We start from the raw sequence: 17,505 nt of genomic DNA, 5'->3' as shown, positions 1-17,505 counted from the left end.
CGACCGAACCCTGGCCGGACACGCGAAGGCGCCGGCGCGCGGAGGAACGTACGGTCTCCTGCGCGCGCCGGCGCCTCGCGGTGCTCAGGCCAGTTTGTCGATCTCCGGGTGATCGGCCAGCCAGGTGCGGACCGCCTGCTGTTCCTTGCCCTTGCCGGCCCCCTGGATCTTGGCCTCCAGGCCGGTCAGCTGCTCCTCGGTGAGCTTGAAGGAGCGCAGCCACTTGGCGACCTCGGGCTCGTCCGAGCCGAAGCCCTTGCGGGCCAGGGTGTGGATGCCGTCGCCCTTGCCCCAGGCCCCCTTGGGGTCCTCCAGCTTGGTGAGCTCGTACGAGGAGTAGGCCCAGTGCGGGGACCACAGGACGACCGCGACGGGCTCCTTCTTCTCGTAGGCCCGCTTCAGCTCGGCGAGCATGCCCGGGGTGGAGCCGTCGACGACCTTGTACTCACCGTCGAGGCCGTACTCCCCGAGGACCTTGTCCTTGAGGATCGACATCTCGCCGGCGCTCGGCTCGATGCCGATGATCCGGCCCTTGAACTGTCCGGACTTGCCCTTGAGGTCGGCGAGCGAGCGCACGTCCTTCATGTACGAGGGGACGGCCAGCTCCAGCGAGGTCGGGCCGTACCAGGAGCCGAGGTCCTCCAGCTTGTTCCCGTACTTCTCCCAGTACTTCGCGTGGGTGACGGGCAGCCAGGAGTCGGTCTGGAAGTCGATCTGCCCACCGGCCAGGCCGGTGTAGAGCGCGCCGGCCTCCAGCTGGCGGGTGTCGACCTCGAATCCGCGCCGCTCCAGCAGTTCCTTCCACAGGAAGGTGGAGGCGATGCCCTCGTCCCACGGGATGTAGCCGAGGTTGATCTTGCGACCCTTGCCGACGTTCTCGGCGCCGCTCGCCGTGGTCTTCGGCTGGTCGGATCCGCCGAAGGCGCCGAGGCCACCCGCGACGAGGGCGAGGACCACGGCCCCGGTGACCGCGTACGCGGGCTGGGGCCGGTGGTTCCACAGCTTGGCGGCGCCGCGTGCGGCGGCCTGGGTCTTGGCCAGGGCGCGCCGGCCGAGCGGGGAGACCTGGCGGCCGAGGGCGCCGGTCATCCGGTCCAGGTACATGGCGAGGATGACGATGGAGATGCCGGCCTCGAAGCCGAGGCCGATGTCGACGTTGCCGATGGCGCGGTAGACGGCTCCGCCGAGTCCGCCGCCGCCGACCATGCCGGCGATGACGACCATGGACAGGCCGAGCATGATGACCTGGTTGATGCCGGCCATGATGGTGGGCAGGGCCAGCGGGAGCTGGACCCGTACGAGGGTGTCGCGCGGGGTGGTCCCGAAGGCGTCGGCGGCCTCGACCAGTTCGCCGTCGACCTGTCGGATGCCGAGTTCGGTCATCCTGACGCCGGGCGGCAGCGAGAAGATGATCGTGGCGATGATGCCGGGGACCACGCCCACGCCGAAGAAGATGATGCCGGGGATCAGGTAGACCATGGCCGGCATGGTCTGCATGAAGTCAAGGACGGGCCGCAGGACGGCGCTGACCCGGTCGGAGCGGGAGGCCCAGATGCCCAGCGGGACCGCGAAGACCAGGGTGACCAGGGTGGCCACCAGCACGAGGGAGAGCGTGGACATGGCTTCGGACCACAGGCCGACGGAGTCGACCAGCGCGAAGCCCACGAAGGCCAGGAGCGCGGCGAGCAGGCCGCGCAGCCACCAGGCGGCGACGGCGAGGATGCCGGCGAACAGCAGGGGCGCGGGGGCGTTCAGGACGGTGTCGATGCCGTCGTAGAGCCCGGTGACCACCGTGCTGATGGCGTCGAACAACCAGGACAGGTGGCGCTGGAGGAAGTCGACACCGCTGTCGACCCAGGCGCCGAGGTGCAGGCGGGGCATCAGGCCGCCACCTCCGCGCACCGCATGGGGGGCCGTTGTTCGTCGCCTATGAAGGCGATGAGACGGTCTTGCGGCACGGAGCCGACCACGGCGCCCTCCTTGTCGGTGACGGCGACCGGGTGCGGGACCCGGGCGCTGACGGCGCACAGTTCGGCGAGCGGGGTGTCGGTGTCGACCGTCGGGCAGGCGCAGACGTCGACGTCCGCGAGCGGCACGTCCATGACGGCGTCGGCCGTCAGGACGCGCGAGCGGTCGACGTCCTGGATGAAGGAGGCCACGTAGTCGTCGGCCGGTCGCATCAGGATGTCCTCGGCGGTGCCCAGCTGGACGATCCGGCCGTCGCGCATGACGGCGATGCCGTCGCCGAGGCGCATCGCCTCGTTGAGGTCGTGGGTGATGAAGACGATGGTCTTCTTCAGGCGCCGCTGGAGTTCGAGCAGCTGGTCCTGCATGTCGCGGCGGATCAGCGGGTCGAGGGCGCTGAAGGACTCGTCCATCAGCAGCAGGTCGGCGTCGGTGGCCAGGGCGCGGGCGAGGCCCACGCGCTGCTGCATGCCGCCGGACAGCTCGTCGGGCCAGGAGTTCTCCCAACCGCCGAGCCCGCACAGCTCCAGCGCCTCCGCGGCGCGCCGTTCGCGCTCGGCCCGGGGGACGCCCTGGACCTCCAGTCCGTACGCGGCGTTCGCCAGGACGTCGCGGTGGGGGAACAGCGCGAAGTGCTGGAACACCATGCTGATCTTGGTGGAGCGGACGCGGCGCAGCTCGCGCGCGGTGAGCGCGGTGAGGTCCTCGCCGTCGAAGAGGATGCGTCCCGAGGTGGGTTCCAGCAGTCCGTTCAGCATGCGCAGCAGGGTGGACTTGCCGGATCCGGACAGCCCCATGACGACGAAGATCTGGCCGGGTTCGACGCTGAAGGAGGCGTCGATCACGGCGGCCGTCGTTCCGTCGGCGCGCAGCTCGTCGCGGTCGGCGCCCCGTTCGAGGGCGCGGACGGCGTCGGCGGCTCCATCGGGGTGTCTGCCGAACACCTTGTAGACGTGCTCGGCTTGGAGCGTGGACACATACACCTCGCGGGTCGTGACGGGTACGGCGCGCCGATGGGGCCGGCGGCCGTGGAGCGATGCGGGATCCGCCCGCCCTCGCGCGCGCCGCGTCGCGGCAAGCGGAAGGTTCCGTTCCAGGAGCCCGGGTGCCCTCCCCCGACCACCGCAAACGCCAAGGTGATCCACCTCACGCGCGTCGGCCGTCTCCCGGCTCCGCGAGGCGGTCGACGAACGGTCGGGGTTACCAGGGGTCGGGCCGAAACGGCTGGGCATACGGTGCCCATGAATCCGATACGGCACAGGAATCCGGTACCCGGGACGGGAGCGCACCCGGCGTTGCGGGCGGTCGCGATGGTGGCCGCGCTGGGGGCGACGGTGGCCTTCAGCGTGGTGCTCGCCCGGCTGACGTTGGAGCCTTCCCCCGCGTCGGAGGCCCTGACGTACAGCAACATCCACCCGGGCCAGTCGATCCGTGCCTATCTGGACAACGGCACGGCGCGGGAGGCCGCGCGTCAGATCGGCGGGAACCTGTTGCTGGGGGTGCCGTTCGGGATTCTGCTGCCGGTGCTGGTGCCGCAGGTCCGCGGGCTCGCGCGGGTCGTACTGTGCACGACGGTCGTGATGACCCTCGTCGAACTCGTCCAGGGGGCCCTGGTCACGGGGCGGGCCTTCGACGTGGACGACGTGATCCTGAACACGACGGGCGCCCTGCTCGGCTACCTGCTGCTGGGGCGACGGCTCGGACGGGCCGTGCATCCGCGGCGTACGCACTGGTGGCACCGCTTCACCCGGCGGCACCCCGAGGGCGAGGTCGTGCATCCGCGGCGTACGCACTGGTGGCACCGCTTCACCCGGCGGCACCCCGAGAGCGAGGGGGGTGCGGCCGGGTGAGGCGGCCCTGGCCGCGCGACGCGGGCCGGGCCGGGGGGTCGGGTGGTGCGCCGGGCCGAAGGTCAGGCGGCGTGCGCGGCCGAGCCCTCGGCGTGCTCCGGCTCGGCGAGCATGGAGGCACGCAGGTGGGCCAGGAGTCGCGTCAGCAGGCGCGAGACCTGCATCTGGGAGATGCCGAGCGCGGCGCCGATCTGGGCCTGGGTCAGCTCCTCGCCGAAGCGCATCTGGAGCATCCGGCGCTCACGGTCCGTGAGCTGTTCGAGGAGCGGGGCCAGGGTCTGGATGTCCTCGACGAGTTCCATGGCCGGCTCGTCCTCGCCCATGACGTCGGCGAGGGTGTGGCCCTCGGTCGGGCCGTCGCTGTGCTCGGTGTGCGGGGCGTCGAGCGAGCCGGAGGTATGGCCGTTGGCGGCCACCAGGCCCTCGACGACCTCGTCGGCGCTGAGGTCGAGGTGCTCGGCCAGGTCGGCGACGGTCGGGGAGCGGTCCAGGCGGACGGTCAGCTCCTCCTTGGCCTTCGCGATGTCGATGCGCAGCTCCTGGAGCCGGCGCGGCACGTGGACGGCCCAGCTCGTGTCACGGAAGTGCCGCTTGATCTCGCCGGTGATGTACGGCATGGCGAGGGTGGAGAACTCGTTCTCGCGGCTCGGGTCGAACCGGTCGATGGCCTTGATCAGGCCGATGGTGCCGACCTGGACGATGTCCTCCATGTCGCCGCCCTCGCCGCGGGTGCGGAAGCGGCGGACGGCGTACTGGACGAGTGAGGCGTTCATCTCGATCAGCGTGTTGCGGACGTACTGGTACTCCGGGGTGCCCTCGGAGAGCTCGCGGAGGCGCTTGAAGAAGACCCGCGACAGTTCGCGGGCGTCCGCGGGGGCCATCTCCCGGGGGTCGTCGATCCGCGGCAGACCTGCGGCGGTGCTCCGGCGGGGCCGGGGGACGGCGGCGATGTCGGTGTCGGTGTCGGTGTCGGCGACATGGGAGGACGGGGCAGGGACCGGCATGGGGGTTCGCTCCTTGGGCTGGTCGGCTTGCGGCGCGTGACCTTGACTGCCGTAGATGCTGGACCTCTTCGGCTCTTACGTCAAGAATTACAGGAAATCGCTTTCACGTATTGCATCACCTGAATCAGGTGACGCATCATGAGCATATGGGGACCGCGTCTCAGCGACACAATTGGACTTTCCTCACGAACCACGCACGCGTGCTCGTGACCATCGCCCGGGACCCCGCCGTGCGCCTCCGTGACGTGGCCGCCACCTGCGGACTCACCGAGCGCACCGTGCAGACGATCGTCACCGACCTGGAGGCCGACGGATATCTCCAGCGCGTACGTGACGGACGTCGCAATCGGTACGAGATCTCCGCGGGCGCCGTCTTCCGGCACCCCGCGGAGGCGGGCGTACAGGTGGCCGGTCTCCTCGCGCTCCTCACCGGCGCCCCCGCCGCGACCGCCGCCCCCGCCGCCGCCCCCGAAGGGCTTCCCGCGGACCGTTCGCGCGCCGAGTGAGCGCTCTTCGGCCGAAGCCGCGCCACCTGCGGCCGGGGTGGGATGAGTCACACGCGGTCGCGGCGGCGCCCCGGGGCGCCGCCGCGTCCGCCCCTCAGCCGTTCGGGACGGTGTCCCGGTAGGTGGTGCCGGCCGCCCGGAAGGTGTTGACCCGGGCCGTCACCTGGGCCGGGCTCAGTACCTGGTCCTTGACGTGCAGGACGTAGTCCACCTTCTGGTCGTACGCGCGCGGCGCGGTTGCGGTCTGCCCGTTCAGGTCGATCAGCCACTGGTTGAAGTTGATCGACATGGGTCGCTCGGGCAGGTAGCGGGCGTCGTGCGTGCCGAACTCCCGACCGTCGATGTAGTACACGATCTTCCGGTCGTCGACGGTCAGCACCAGGTCGTGCCAGCCGGCGTGACCGGCGCGCGACTCGGTGTGCTGGTTCACGGCCTCCCACGGGTCGGGGCGGTAGGTCTCCCAGGACGTGGTGTAGAGGATGTTCGCGGGCTCGCCCCAGCCGCCGTTGGGCAGGTACTCGAAGTCGTACTCGGCGTAGTCGTCGGCCATCGGGGCCTTGAGGTCGTTGATGGTGAAGAAGGTCTGGACGAGGTGATCGCCGTCCGGCCCGTACCGGGGCACGTCGGCGAACCTGACCCGGGCCGCGTACGTGCCGTTCTTGAACTTGGTCGCCTTGGTGAGGATCTCGGCCTGCCGGGTGCTCTCGCCCGTGCCGGCCGTCGAGGTCTCCAGGTTCATCAGGGAGTTGCCGCCCTCGATGCCGAAGGTGACGTTCTCGGGCGCCCAGCCGGCGCCCGGGACCCCGGGACCGCCGGGGTTGGAGCGCACGTTCCAGCCGTGCGCGGAGAGCGCCGGGTCGGTGTGGGACGCGTAGGCGAAGTCGTCGAAGAGGGTGGCGCCGGCGGGCCCCGGGTCGGTCGGGTTCGGCGTGGGGGTGGGGGTCGGTTGCGGGTCCGGGGTGTTGCCTCCCGGCGCGGTGCCCCAGACCGTGGTGGCGCCGAGCCGGGCGGTGACCTTGGCCCAGTCCCCGTAGGTGGTGCGGCCGGCGCCGAAGGAGTAGTCGTCGGCCTGGTCGAGGGTCTGCCAGTCGGCGCGGTGGAAGCGCAGCTGCATGTCTCCGGTGTCGGTGCCCGGGGCGAGGGATCCGGCGCCGGCGGTGAAGGTGATCTCCAGGTAGCGGTCGGCGTCGGCGGTGGGGGTCGCCAGGGTGCCGAAGGTGCCGGTGATGTTCGCGCACCCCTTGACCGCCCATGAACAGGCGTACCGGTACTGGGTGTTCGCCCCGTCGGACTTGAAGTAGTAGCGCAGGGTCACCTGGTCGAGGGGGACCGCCTCGGAGCCGTTGTTGATCACCTTGAACCAGGGCTCGACCTGGTCGGCGGTGGCTCCGCTCGCGCTGGTGCGGTACTCGACCTTGACCGAGCCGGCCGCGGCGTTCGCGGGCAGTGCGGTCAGGGCCGCCGCGCCGAGGCCTGAGGTCAGTGCGAGGGCGAGGGCAACGGCCGTACGTCGCTTCGTGGTTCGCATGATGCGTTCCTCTCGGGGTGGGGGGATCGGCCGCGTACGCCGTGGGCGTCGAGGCGGGTCTGGTGCCGGTCGAGCCGGCGCCGGAAGTCGTGCCAGTCGCGGTGTCCGGACCAGGCCGTGTCGGCCAGGGCGCACAGGCGGGGGAAGGCCTGGTATTCGAGCCGGTCGGGGGTGGGCGCGTACTCGGTCCACAGTTGCGCCTGGGTGCCCAGGACTCGGCGGACGGCCTCCGGTTCCCAGTGGGCGGGGGTTGGGTCGTTCTCGTAGACGTCGCGCAGGGTGACCACCCCGTCCTGGCCGCAGGGTTCGGCGGGGTCGGCGCTCTGAGGGTGGTCGAGGTAGGTGGAGCGGAACGGGGTCATGATCACGTCGTGGCCGCGGAGCGCGGCGGCCCTGCCGTGCTCCGGGTCGAGCCAGGCCATGACGGTGAAGGGGGTGGGGAGGTCGGTGCCGGTCTCGGTCCAGCCGAGGGGGCGTCGGCCCAGGGAGAGGAGGTGGGTGGAGACGGCGCGCATGAACCAGCGGTGCAGGGCGGCCGGTCCGGGGAGTCCCTCGGTCGCGGCGCGGGCGCGGGCCGCGGCCGACCGTTGCCATTCGACGCTCGGGCACTCGTCGCCGCCGAGGTGGACGTAGGGCCCGGGGAAGATCTCGCCGACCTCGTCGAGGACGGTCCGGCAGAAGTCGAGCACCTCGTCGTGGACGCCCAGCACGTTCTCGCAGACGCCCCAGCGGGTCCACGGCGCGAGCGGGGTGCCGGGCCGGTTGCCCAGGTGCGGGTAGGCGGCGAGGGCGGCCCGGGCGTGGCCGGGCATCTCGATCTCGGGGACGATCGTCACCCCGCGTCGGGCGGCGTGGGTGACCAGGGCGGTGAGTTCGTCGCGGTCGTAGGCGCCTTCGTGCGGGGTGCCGTTCCCCGCGCTCTCCTCGCGCCGTCCACCGACGGCGGTGAGTCGGGGGTAGGCCGCGACCGGCAGCCGCCAGCCCTGGTCGTCCGTGAGGTGGAGGTGCAGGACGTTCAGTTTGTGCAGGGCCAGCAGGTCCACGAAGCGGCGTACGTACGACACGGTCTGGAAGTGGCGGGCGACGTCGAGCATGGCCCCGCGCCAGGCGAAGCGGGGCCGGTCGGTGATCCGTACGCAGGGCAGCGGCCAGTCGGTGCGCCGCCGGGCCGGCTCGCCCAGCGCTTCGGGAGGCAGCAGTTGTCGCAGGGTCTGCACCCCCCGCAGCAGCCCCTCGGGGCGGGCGGCGCCCAGCAGGACGCCGTCGGTGGTGACGGTGAGGCGGTAGCCCTCGTCCCCGTCGTCGGCGGCCGGGTCGAGGCGCAGGGTGAGGCGGCCGTCGGGGCGCGGGGCGAGAGGGAGTCCGGTGGCGGGGGCGAGCAGTTCGCGCAGCAGGTCGGCGGCGTCCTCGGCGCCGGGACCGGCGCGCAGGCCGGTGTGCCGGTCGAGGACGAAGCGGCCGGGCAGCGTGACGACGGAGTCGGGGCGGGGGACGAGCGCGAGGTCGGTGCGGTGGTCGGGCACGGCGTGGGAGTCCTCACCTGATCGGTGTTGGAACTCGACCTGAGCGCAGTCGAGTTGACCAACTGACCAATTGGTTAACCGAGTGGCTCGAAGGTGACACGACCCCTGCGGCTCGTCAACCCCGAGCCACGGGGAACCCGGTGACCGACCCTCGCGGATCCGGCCACCGAATGCTTAGATGCATATGACCAGTTGGCCAGATGGACTCAGCGGAAGGGACCGGGTGATGGAGCGCAAACCCTCTGCCTCGGCAGCGGCCCGGGTGCCGGCCACCCGCTCGGTGCTCAAACGGGAGCGGGTCCGCGAGCACCTGCTGGGGCTGATCGACACGCGTCGCCCCGGGGACGCGATCCCTTCGGAACGCACCCTGTGCGCGGCCCTTGAGGTGTCGCGCCCCACCCTGCGCGCGGCCGTGGACGAACTCGTGGCGACGGGCGCGCTCGTCCGGGAGCACGGCCGCGGGATGTTCGTGGCCCCGGCCAAGATCACCCAGGAGCTGACCCCGGACGAGTCGGCGTTCGCCGTGGGCCGGGCGGCGGGCCACTGGTCGAGCAGGGTCCTGGAGCACGCCACCGTCCGGGCGGGCGCCCGCACCGGCCGCCGGCTGCGGGTCTCCCCCGGCGAGCAGCTGCTGTACATCGCCCGGCTGCGGCTGGTGGACGGCGCTCCCATGGCGATCGAGCACCTGCACATCCCGGCCGATCTGGTGCCGGCCCTGTCCCCGGCGGAACTGGAGGCCGGGGACCTCTACGAGCACCTGCGCGACCGGCACGGGGTGTTCGTCCACGAGGCACGGCAGTCGATCGAGCCGACGGTGGTGAACGAGGCCGAGGCCCGCCTGTTGGACGTCCCGTTGCTCTCGCCGGCCCTGCTCATCGAGCGGCTCACCACCGACTCCACCGGTCGCCCCGTGGAGTACGTGCACTCCGTCTACCGGGGCGACCGCTACCGGATCGTCTCCCGACTGGCCCTGGGGGTTCCCCCGGGCAGCCGCCCGCCCGGTCACCACCCGGGCATCCCGCCGGGCGACCTCGGACGGCGTGAGGTCATCACCTCCACGACCAGCGGCGACGTCCACACCGGCACCTGACGTGGCGGCGGGGCCGGCCGGCGGGGCGCGTGGCGCGCCGCCGTCAGCTGACGCGGAATCCGTCCGCGGCCCGGTCCCGGTGGAAGGTCAGCCGGTCCCAGGTGGGGAAGGCCAGGTCCGTGACGGCGAGCAGCCGGCCGGCGCCGTCGTGGAGGGTGCGGCGGACGCTCAGCCCGCTGACGGTGACGGAGGTCGACGGGTGGCTGGTGCGGGTCATCGTGATGGTCTCGGCGACCCGACCGGCCGCCGTCGCGCGGTCGAGCCAGCGGTGCAGGGGTCCGAGGTCCTCGTCGCGGACGGCGGTGCGCCGGCACAGGGCGGACAGTTCGGGGGTGGCGGCCACCACGACCGGGCTGAGGTAGGTGACCGCGTGCTGGAGGGTCTCCCCCGCCGGGTCCCGTTCGCGGCGGTGGTGCACGAGGGTGTGTTCACCGCCCTTCATGCCGAGCAGCGCGGCGTGGGTCGGTGCCAGGCTGACGAACGTGACCCAACACCGGGCGGGCACGACGCCGGACCGGGCGGGCACGACACCGGCGGCCGGGGCCGGGTCCGCCGCCGGGGCGGGGGCGGTCGCCGCGGCGGGCCGGGTGCCGCGCCGGCCGGTGACGATCAGCCCGTCCGCCCGCAGGTGCTGGAGGGCGGCTCGAATGGTCTGCCGGTTGACCTGGTAGCGGGCGGCGAGGCTGCGTTCGGAGGGCAGTCTGGCACCGGGGGTGTGCGCGGTGCGGTCGAGTTCCTGCCGTAGGGCTTCGGCGATCCGCTGATACTTGGGCATGGCGGCCGGGGCGCCGCCCCGCGAAGGGGAGGGCATGGCTACTCCTCTGACGGGTGGTCAAGGACTGCGCGGTCTGCTCGACCAACGTAGCATTGGTCTATACCTTTCAGCACCAGAAGAGGGCACGACCGGCACCACCTTGGCCGGAATGCCACGCCCCGCCCGCTACCCCCTCAGCGGGTTCGGCAGCGGCAGGTAGCGCGCGTCCGCGCCGTCCGCCCGGGTCCACCTCAGCAGCAGGTTCGTCTTGGCCGGCAGCGACCGGGCGCTCAGCAGTTCCCCGATCTCCGCGAGCCCGGTCGCCGCCCCGCAACGGCGGAACTCCTCCCGGACGGCGGGCCACACCTGGCCGACCACGGACGGGTGCGCCTCGGCCAGCGCCCCGCCCACCTCGGCCAGGTGGTTGACCACCAGGCAGTACAAGAGCCGCTGCCAACCGGCCTCCCGCGACAGCTCCCCCGGGAGTTTCACGCCCTCCGCGTCGCGGAAGAACGCCTGCACCGGCGTGCCCCGTCCGTCGACCGCCACCAGGCAGTTCTGCAGATGGGCCTCCAGCACGATCCCCCGCCGGGCGAACAACTCCAGCACGGGGGGCACGACGTGCCCCAGGTACGCCCGCCACCATCCGGCCGGGTCGGACGTGGTCGTCAACGGGCTGCCCGGGAAGCCCTCCGCGAGCGCGGCGGCCAGCAGCGGATCGGCGCCCGGCAGTCCCTGTCCGCGCAGTCCGTCGCGGACCAGGACGGCCAGTTCCTCGAAGGCGAACCCCGCGGTGCGGTATCCCCGGTCGGCCAGCCAGACGGCGCGCGAGCCCGCGCGACGCAGCTCCGCGAACCCCGCCTCCACGGCGGAGTCGGCGCGCCTCAGCTTGAGCAGGTCGCCGCGCCACAGCCGGCGGACGTCGTTGGTGATGCGGACGTCGAGGCTGAACTTGACGAACAGGTCGGCGCTCGGGTCGGGCGCGTACACGGTCCGGATCGAGGCGGTCGGCCAGACCGGTCGCCGGGTCGGACCGAGCCGCAGCAGCCGCCCGTCGGCGAAGGCCTCGCGCACCTCGGGCAGGCCGCCGACCAGGTCCAGCTGCCACGGGTGCGCCGGCAGCAGCCGGTACCCGGCGGGCGGGCGCGGGCCGTCGAGGAGTTCCGCGAGCGAGTCAATCGCCTCGGAGGCGTCCGGCGCGCCCTCCTCGACCGCTTGGTCCTCCCGCAGGCCGAGCAGGACCAGCGGGAAACGGGCGTGCGCCTCGGGCGCGTACGGCAGCCAGCTCGCGGCGGGCGCGCCGCCCCGCGATTTGGGGGCCGGGTGGTGCGGATGGCCCATCACCAGCGCCTGTTCGGACCGGACGTAGGGGTCCTGCGGGGGCTCGGCCCCGGCCCGGGCGGCCAGCAGCGCGGCGACGGCGTCCCGACTGTCGGTGACCTCCGTCGGCAGTTCGTCGTTGGTCACGCCCGTGTACAGGCGCAGCTCGTCCGAGACGAGCTTGACCAGTTCCGCGTGCCCGAGCGGATGCCGGCCGTTCCCGATGAGCAGTTCCGGCCGCTCCGGCCTGCGCCCGCCCGCCACCCGCAACAGCCTCCCGCTGCCGCGCAGCCGGTGGACACCCGTCTCACCTGTGGGATCCGCGGCTTCCCGCAGCAGGCAGTTCAGCAGCGGGGCGGCTGCGAGGGCGTCGGCTGCGGCGTTGAGGTCCACTGGTTCCATTCGATCCATTCGGTGATCATCACCGATCATCAGGTGAACCAATTATGAGAGAGGACCAGGACCCTGGACCGCAGCACGCACGCCCCCGTCCCCCCGGCCGAGGAGACCGTCGCCGCCGAGCTGGCCGACGTACGGCCCGACCTCGTGGCCGCGTACGCCGCCGAGCTGGAAGGCGCGCGGGCGGCCGTGCTGACCCGGCTCTGGCGGGCGCTGGCCTTCGAGCCGCTGCCCTGGGTGGTGCGGCGGGAGTCCGGGCCCGATTCGCTGGTGCTCTTCACCGCCGCGGGCGGACGGCTGGAGGGGCCTCCCGCCGATCCCTACGCCACCCGGTCCTACGTCACCGAGGTCCGCCTCGACGGCCGGGTGTACCGGCGGGCCGCGCGTCTGGTGGCCGCGCTCGGCGTGGCGCACGGGGCGGCGTTCGCCGCCGAACTGGACGACAGCACGGCCTCGCTGGCGCTGTCCCGGGCGGGGCAACCCGAGCCCGCGCGCGACGGGGCCCCGCGGACGGGCTGGGAGTGGGAACAGCGGGTGGTCGACGGCCACCCCTACCACCCCAACTGTCGCTCCCGACCCGGCTTCTCGGTGGCGGAGCAGTTGGCGTACGCGCCCGAGCACCGGCCGCTCGTGACGCTCGGGGCGGTCTCCGTTCCGGCCGAGGAGTGCCTGGTCACCGGGGACTGGCCGGCCGAGCTGCGGGACGGGGGCCGGCTCCTGATCCCGGTGCACCCGTGGCAGGCGGAGCACGTCCTGAAGCAGGGCGGCGCGCGCGGCGGCGGTCCCGCGCAGACGGCTCATCCGCTGATGTCCCTGCGCACGCTCGCCCCGGTCGGGGGCGGGCCCCACGTGAAGACCTCCCTGAGCACCCGGCTCACCTCCTCGGTGCGGGACATCTCCGGCTATTCGATCGAGACGGCCGCCGCCGTGTCCGCCTTCGCGCACTCCCTGTCCGACCGGCTCGGCGGACGCCTGCACGTCACGCGCACCCTGGCCGCCGCGACCGCGCACAGCCCGGACCTGGCGGCCGTCTTCCGCGAGCCCCCGGAGGCGTACGCGGGCCCCGGCGAGCGGGTCGTACCGGTGGCGGCCCTCGCGGGCACCCCGCTCGCCGCCTCGCCGGCCTGGCGGGCCGACTTCGCGCGGCTGGCCCTGTCGGTGTGCCTGGAGGTCCTGGACCTCGGGGTGGCCCTGGAGGCCCACGGCCAGAATCTGCTGGTCGTCCTCTCCCCCACCGGGTCCCCACTGCGGCTGGTCTACCGGGACCTGGCCGACATCCGGATCAGTCCGGCCCGGTTGGCCCGGCACGGGCTCGCGGTGCCGCCCGTGTCGGGACGATTGATCACCGCCGACGTGACGGTGCTGCGGCGCAAACTGTTCGGCTCGCTGGCGGCCGGGGCCCTCGCGGCCACGGCGGGATCGGCCCCGGCCCTGGGCGAGGCCTTGGAGCGTTTGGCGGACCTCCCCGCCACGGCCGACACCGAGGCCCTGCGGTCCGGGCCGTTGCCGGTCAAGGCGCTCACGCTGATGCGGCTCAGTCCCGGCACACCGGGCGACCAGTGGGCGGACCTTCCCCATCCGCTGTCCGAGGGGTGAGCCGGGCCCCCGCGCGGGCTACTGTCCAGGGGCATGAACGCCTCCTCGTACCTGCATTCCGTGCGGGTGTCCTATGACGCCGTCGCCGTCGACTACGCCCGGCTCCTGGAGTCGGAGTTGGCCCGCAAGCCGCTGGACCGCGCGATGCTGGCCGCCTTCGCCGAATGCGTGCGGGGCGATGCCGGCGGCCCGGGCCGCGCCGTCGCGGACCTCGGTTGTGGTCCGGGCCGGGTCACGGCGCACCTGACCGGTCTCGGCGTACGGGCCTTCGGTGTCGACCTCTCCCCGGCGATGGTGGCGGTGGCCCGTCGCACCCATCCGGGGCTGCGGTTCGAGGTGGGTTCCATGGCGGCGCTGGACGTGGCCGACGGGGTCCTGGGCGGGGTGCTGCTCTGGTACTCCACCGTGCACACCCCGCCGCAGGAGCTGCCGCCGACGTTCGCCGAGTGCGCGCGGGTGCTCGCGCCGGGCGGCCACCTGCTGATCGCGTTCAAGGCCGGGGAGTACCGGGCCCGGCTGGAGCGGGCGTACGGGCACCCCGTCGACCTCGACGTGTACGGCACCCCGCCGGAGCGCGTGGCCGCGCTGCTGACCGGGGCCGGCCTGACCGAGGTGGCCCGGTTGGTCCGCGCACCGGACGACGGGGAACGTTCCCCCCAGGGTTTCCTGCTGGCCCGCAAACCCGGTCCGGACGCGCCCGCGTCCGCGTGAACCGAGGCGTCCGGCCGGGCGGGGGGAACGCGGAGGATCGGGTTCCTGGGCCGTTCGGGGGGCAACTCGGCGTTTGTGGTCCCGCCTTCGCCCCGAACCGGCCGGCCGATGGCAGGAAGGGGGGATGAGCCCGCACCGCCGTCTGGTCCTCGCAAGCGCGGCCGCCGCAGTCCTGGCCACGCTCGGGGCGACCGCGCGGGGTCCCTCGGACCCCGTCCGCCGTCCGTCCCGACGTCCCGTACGCGGCCCCGACTTCGCCGCGCTCGCCCGGTCCCTGGACGGGCGGATCGTCATGCCGGGCGACCGGGACTATCCCGAGGCGCGCCGGCTCTTCCAGCCCCGGTACGACACCCTCGCGCCGGCCGCGGTGGCGTACCCCGCGCACGCCGCGGACGTGGCCGCCTGCCTGGACTTCGCCCGCCGCTCGGCCGTGCCGGTGGTGCCGCGCGGCGGTGGCCACGGCTACGCGGGCTGGTCCGGCGGCGACGGCGGGCTCGTGGTCGACGTCGGACGGATGGCCGAGGTTTCGGTCGAGGGGGACGGGGTGCGGATCGGGGCCGGCGCCCGCCTCGGCGAGGTCAACGACACGCTCGCCGCACGCGGTCGGGGCATCCCTACCGGCCTGTGTCCCTCGGTCGGGATCGCCGGACTCGCGCTCGGCGGGGGCATGGGCCTCGCCTCACGGGTGCACGGGACCACCTCGGACGCGCTGACCGGCGCCCGGGTCGTCACCGCCGACGGGATCGTCCGCGAGGTCGACGCGGGACACGATCCCGATCTCTTCTGGGCGCTGCGCGGCGGCGGGGGCGGGAACTTCGGTGTCGTGACGGAGCTCCGGTTCCGCACCCACCCGGTCGGGGACGCGGCCTTCGCCGAACTGCACTGGTCGGGCGCCGAGTCCGCGGCGGTGCTGAGCGGCTGGCAGCGCTGGACGGGCGGGCTGGCGGACCCGTTCTGGAGCCACGTGGAGTTCGTGATCGAGTCCGGTGCGGAGTCCGTTCCGTCCGTCAAGGTGCTGTGCTTCGACGGGCGGGGGGAACTGGAACGGCAGTTGACCCGGCTGTCCGACCTGGTCGGTCGCGAGCCCCGGGAGCGTCACCTCGTCGTACGGGGGTACGGGGACACCCTGCGGGCCATGGCCGGCTGTGAGGAGCGGGCCGCCGCCCGGTGCCGGCTGCCGGGCGCCCTGCCCGGGCACGACCCGCGCGGGGTGATCGGCCGGGCCTCGTACGCGGCCCGCTCGGACTTCTGGACCGGCGCCGGGCTGCCGGAGGCGGCCGTCCGGGCGGTGTTGGCCGCCGTGCGCGGCCACGCGCGGGCGACGCCGGCCGGCGGACGGGGGGTCGTCCAGTTCCTCGGGGAGTGCGGGGGCGCCATGAACCGGCCGGGGCCCTCCGACACCGCCTTCGTGCACCGCGACAGCGCGTTCCTCTCCCAGTACCTCGCCTACTGGCCCGAGTCCGCGTCGCCCGACGAGGTGGCCCGGCACCAGGGCTGGCTCGACGGGCTCTGGCAGGACCTGCGCCCCTGGGCGAGCGGCCGCGCGTACCAGAACTACGTCGACCCGAAACTCGCGAACTGGCGCACGGCCTACTACGGGACGAACCTCGCCCGCCTCCAGGAGGTCCGCCGCGCCCATGACCCGAACCGGTTGTTCCGCTTCCCCCAAGCGATCTAGGGAGCCCCGCATGCGACGCACCTTGACCATGGCGGCGGCCGCGACCGCGTTGGCGCTGCTCGGCGGCCCGCTGCCGGTCGCCGAGGCCGGCACCGCGCGGGCCGTCGGCCGGTGGTCGGTCCGGGAGGCGCAGTCCTTCTGGACCGCCGACCGGATGGCCTCCGCGACGCCGGCGCCACTCGCGCCGTCCGGCGCCGGCGCTCCGGCCGACGCGGTCGTACCGTCCGACGTGGCCGCCCCGGCCGTACCGTCCGGCGCCCCGAGCCCGGCCCCCGCCCCGGCCCCGGCCACCGACGCCGACTCCGCCACCGTCACCCCGGTGACCGCGCCGGCGGGCCCGGCCGCCCCCGTCCCCTCGCCGTCCGCCGAGTCCGACCGGGCCGGGGACACCATCGGCGCCGCTCTGGCGGGCCCCGGCACCGGCGCGAACTTCGACGGCATCCCGGTCGTCGGCAGGATGTTCGTCATGAAGGGCGCCGGCGCGTACTTCTGCACGGCCAGCGTGGTCGCCTCGCCCGGCCGCAACCTGGTGCTCAGCGCGGCGCACTGCCTGCTCGGCTCCGACACCCGCAAGGTGGCCTTCGTACCGCGCTACACGGCCGGAAACCCCCGGCCGTACGGCATGTTCCCCGTGCTGCGCGACACCAGGGGCCGCTCGAAGGTGTGGATCCACCCGCGCTACCGCAGCCAGGGCGCCAACCGGGCGGCCACCCTCGACGTGGCCTTCGCACAGGTCGGACCCGGCCCCAAGGGGCGCCGCGTCCAGGACGTGGTCGGCGGGAACCGGCTGCTCACCGGCGGCCCCTTCGCGCACCCCCGGGTCACCCTGATCGGCCACCCGTCGTCGGCCGCCCGCCCCCGGGTGTGCGTCAACCGGACCACGAAGTTCACGAGCGGTGACGCGCGCATCCCCGGCTCCTTCCTGCGCATCGCCTGCACCGGCTATCCCGGTGGGACCAGCGGCGGCCCGTTCCTGGCGCGTTACGACGCGAAGAGCAGGACCGGGGACGTGATCGGGGTGATCGGCGGCTGGAAGACGGGCGGGGACACGCCCGACGTCTCGTACAGCTCCTACTTCGGCAAGGAGGTCAGGGCCTTGTTCAACACCGCCGTCGCCGGCTCCCGGGTCGGGTGAGGCACCCGGACCCAGCGGGTCCGGCGCGGGTTGCCGACCGTACGCGGCGTGGCCGGCACCCCCTCGGCGGTCAACGCGTCGGCGGGCGACAGTTCCAGCCGGCGGCGCAGTTCGGCGAGGGCCGTGTGCACCGGTGCCAGGACGACCTCGGCGCCCGGCCGGCTGAAGGCCAGGGCGTGCGCGGTGGTCTCGATGGCTTCGGCGGCGTCCTCGGCGGCGGCCCGGCTCCATCCTCCCGGTTGGCCGGCGCCCCAGGGCGCGACGGCGTCGTAGAGGTGGCAGGCGGCATCGGCCGCGGCGTCGGCGCGTTCGGCGACGCCCGGCGCCGCGATGGGGGGCAGGGGCTCCATGCGGGGTGAACGAGCGGCACCCGCCCGGGGGAACGAGCGCGGGACGCCGGATCAGCCGGGCAGCGGCGCGCACGTGTGCGCACGGCGTCCGCGTGT

Annotated in this window: 15 protein-coding genes; 7 read left to right on the top strand and 8 right to left on the bottom strand. The window is 73.6% G+C overall.

Annotated elements, in window-relative coordinates; all coding sequences use genetic code 11:
• Positions 1 to 84: 84 nt before the first annotated feature.
• On the bottom strand, positions 85 to 1,881 hold the full coding sequence (locus ACIRO3_RS19640) for an ABC transporter permease/substrate binding protein (RefSeq protein ID WP_404138266.1): 1,797 nt from the start codon (positions 1,879 to 1,881) through the stop codon (positions 85 to 87).
• The gene (locus ACIRO3_RS19635) at positions 1,881 to 2,942 is read right to left on the bottom strand and encodes a glycine betaine/L-proline ABC transporter ATP-binding protein (RefSeq protein ID WP_361786598.1); all 1,062 of its coding nucleotides are present in this window, start codon (positions 2,940 to 2,942) and stop codon (positions 1,881 to 1,883) included. Before ACIRO3_RS19635 ends, ACIRO3_RS19640 begins: the two co-directional genes overlap by 1 nt.
• 264 nt (positions 2,943 to 3,206) lie before the next feature.
• On the opposite strand from ACIRO3_RS19635, the gene ACIRO3_RS19630 reads away from it, so the two are divergent.
• Positions 3,207 to 3,815 (top strand): VanZ family protein, encoded by a 609-nt coding sequence (locus tag ACIRO3_RS19630; protein WP_404138263.1) that lies wholly within the window; start codon positions 3,207 to 3,209, stop codon positions 3,813 to 3,815.
• Between the two features lie 62 nt (positions 3,816 to 3,877).
• On the opposite strand, the gene ACIRO3_RS19625 is transcribed toward ACIRO3_RS19630, so the two are convergent.
• Entirely contained in the window at positions 3,878 to 4,819 is a 942-nt protein-coding gene (locus ACIRO3_RS19625; RefSeq protein ID WP_404138260.1) for a SigB/SigF/SigG family RNA polymerase sigma factor, read from the bottom strand.
• 146 nt (positions 4,820 to 4,965) lie between these two features.
• Between ACIRO3_RS19625 and ACIRO3_RS19620 the strand changes: the two genes are divergently transcribed.
• Positions 4,966 to 5,325 (top strand): helix-turn-helix domain-containing protein, encoded by a 360-nt coding sequence (locus ACIRO3_RS19620; RefSeq protein ID WP_361786606.1) that lies wholly within the window; start codon positions 4,966 to 4,968, stop codon positions 5,323 to 5,325.
• A gap of 94 nt (positions 5,326 to 5,419) precedes the next feature.
• Here ACIRO3_RS19620 and ACIRO3_RS19615 read toward each other — a convergent pair whose 3' ends face one another.
• Positions 5,420 to 6,853 (bottom strand): cellulose binding domain-containing protein, encoded by a 1,434-nt coding sequence (locus tag ACIRO3_RS19615; protein ID WP_404138257.1) that lies wholly within the window; start codon positions 6,851 to 6,853, stop codon positions 5,420 to 5,422.
• Positions 6,805 to 8,376 carry a beta-N-acetylhexosaminidase gene (locus tag ACIRO3_RS19610; RefSeq protein ID WP_404138254.1) on the bottom strand — a complete coding sequence of 524 codons (1,572 nt, stop codon included), beginning with the start codon at positions 8,374 to 8,376 and terminating at the stop codon, positions 6,805 to 6,807. The genes ACIRO3_RS19615 and ACIRO3_RS19610 overlap by 49 nt, the downstream gene beginning before the upstream one ends.
• Before the next feature lie 226 nt (positions 8,377 to 8,602).
• Between ACIRO3_RS19610 and ACIRO3_RS19605 the strand changes: the two genes are divergently transcribed.
• Complete coding sequence (locus ACIRO3_RS19605; protein ID WP_365999784.1) at positions 8,603 to 9,466, top strand: GntR family transcriptional regulator; 864 nt, start codon at positions 8,603 to 8,605, stop codon at positions 9,464 to 9,466.
• 43 nt (positions 9,467 to 9,509) lie between these two features.
• On the opposite strand, the gene ACIRO3_RS19600 is transcribed toward ACIRO3_RS19605, so the two are convergent.
• Positions 9,510 to 10,277, bottom strand: a complete 768-nt coding sequence (locus tag ACIRO3_RS19600) for a GntR family transcriptional regulator (RefSeq protein ID WP_365999785.1) — start codon at positions 10,275 to 10,277, stop codon at positions 9,510 to 9,512.
• Between the two features lie 129 nt (positions 10,278 to 10,406).
• A complete protein-coding gene (locus ACIRO3_RS19595) occupies positions 10,407 to 11,951 on the bottom strand; it encodes an IucA/IucC family protein (RefSeq protein WP_404138250.1) in 1,545 nt (514 codons plus the stop codon).
• Positions 11,952 to 12,005: 54 nt separating this feature from the next.
• Here ACIRO3_RS19595 and ACIRO3_RS19590 point away from each other — a divergent pair, with 54 nt between their 5' ends.
• The 4 genes from ACIRO3_RS19590 (at position 12,006) to ACIRO3_RS19575 (ending at position 17,059) form a co-directional block, all read left to right on the top strand.
• The gene (locus ACIRO3_RS19590; protein ID WP_404138508.1) at positions 12,006 to 13,535 is read left to right on the top strand and encodes an IucA/IucC family protein; all 1,530 of its coding nucleotides are present in this window, start codon (positions 12,006 to 12,008) and stop codon (positions 13,533 to 13,535) included.
• 33 nt (positions 13,536 to 13,568) lie between these two features.
• The gene (locus ACIRO3_RS19585; RefSeq protein ID WP_404138247.1) at positions 13,569 to 14,246 is read left to right on the top strand and encodes a class I SAM-dependent DNA methyltransferase; all 678 of its coding nucleotides are present in this window, start codon (positions 13,569 to 13,571) and stop codon (positions 14,244 to 14,246) included.
• Positions 14,247 to 14,370: 124 nt separating this feature from the next.
• Positions 14,371 to 15,924 (top strand): FAD-binding oxidoreductase, encoded by a 1,554-nt coding sequence (locus ACIRO3_RS19580; RefSeq protein WP_404138245.1) that lies wholly within the window; start codon positions 14,371 to 14,373, stop codon positions 15,922 to 15,924.
• 10 nt (positions 15,925 to 15,934) lie between these two features.
• Positions 15,935 to 17,059, top strand: coding sequence for a hypothetical protein (locus ACIRO3_RS19575; protein WP_404138242.1), 1,125 nt, complete (start codon positions 15,935 to 15,937; stop codon positions 17,057 to 17,059).
• Here ACIRO3_RS19575 and ACIRO3_RS19570 read toward each other — a convergent pair.
• Entirely contained in the window at positions 16,996 to 17,409 is a 414-nt protein-coding gene (locus ACIRO3_RS19570) for a hypothetical protein (protein WP_404138239.1), read from the bottom strand. The genes ACIRO3_RS19575 and ACIRO3_RS19570 overlap by 64 nt on opposite strands.
• Between the last annotated feature and the right edge of the window lie 96 nt (positions 17,410 to 17,505).

Origin of the sequence: Streptomyces sp. NPDC102278 (assembly GCF_044766345.1) — a bacterium.
Taxonomy (GTDB): domain Bacteria; phylum Actinomycetota; class Actinomycetes; order Streptomycetales; family Streptomycetaceae; genus Streptomyces.
The sequence above is the reverse complement of the archived record's forward strand: the minus strand, read 5'-3'. Positions and strand labels throughout refer to the sequence as shown.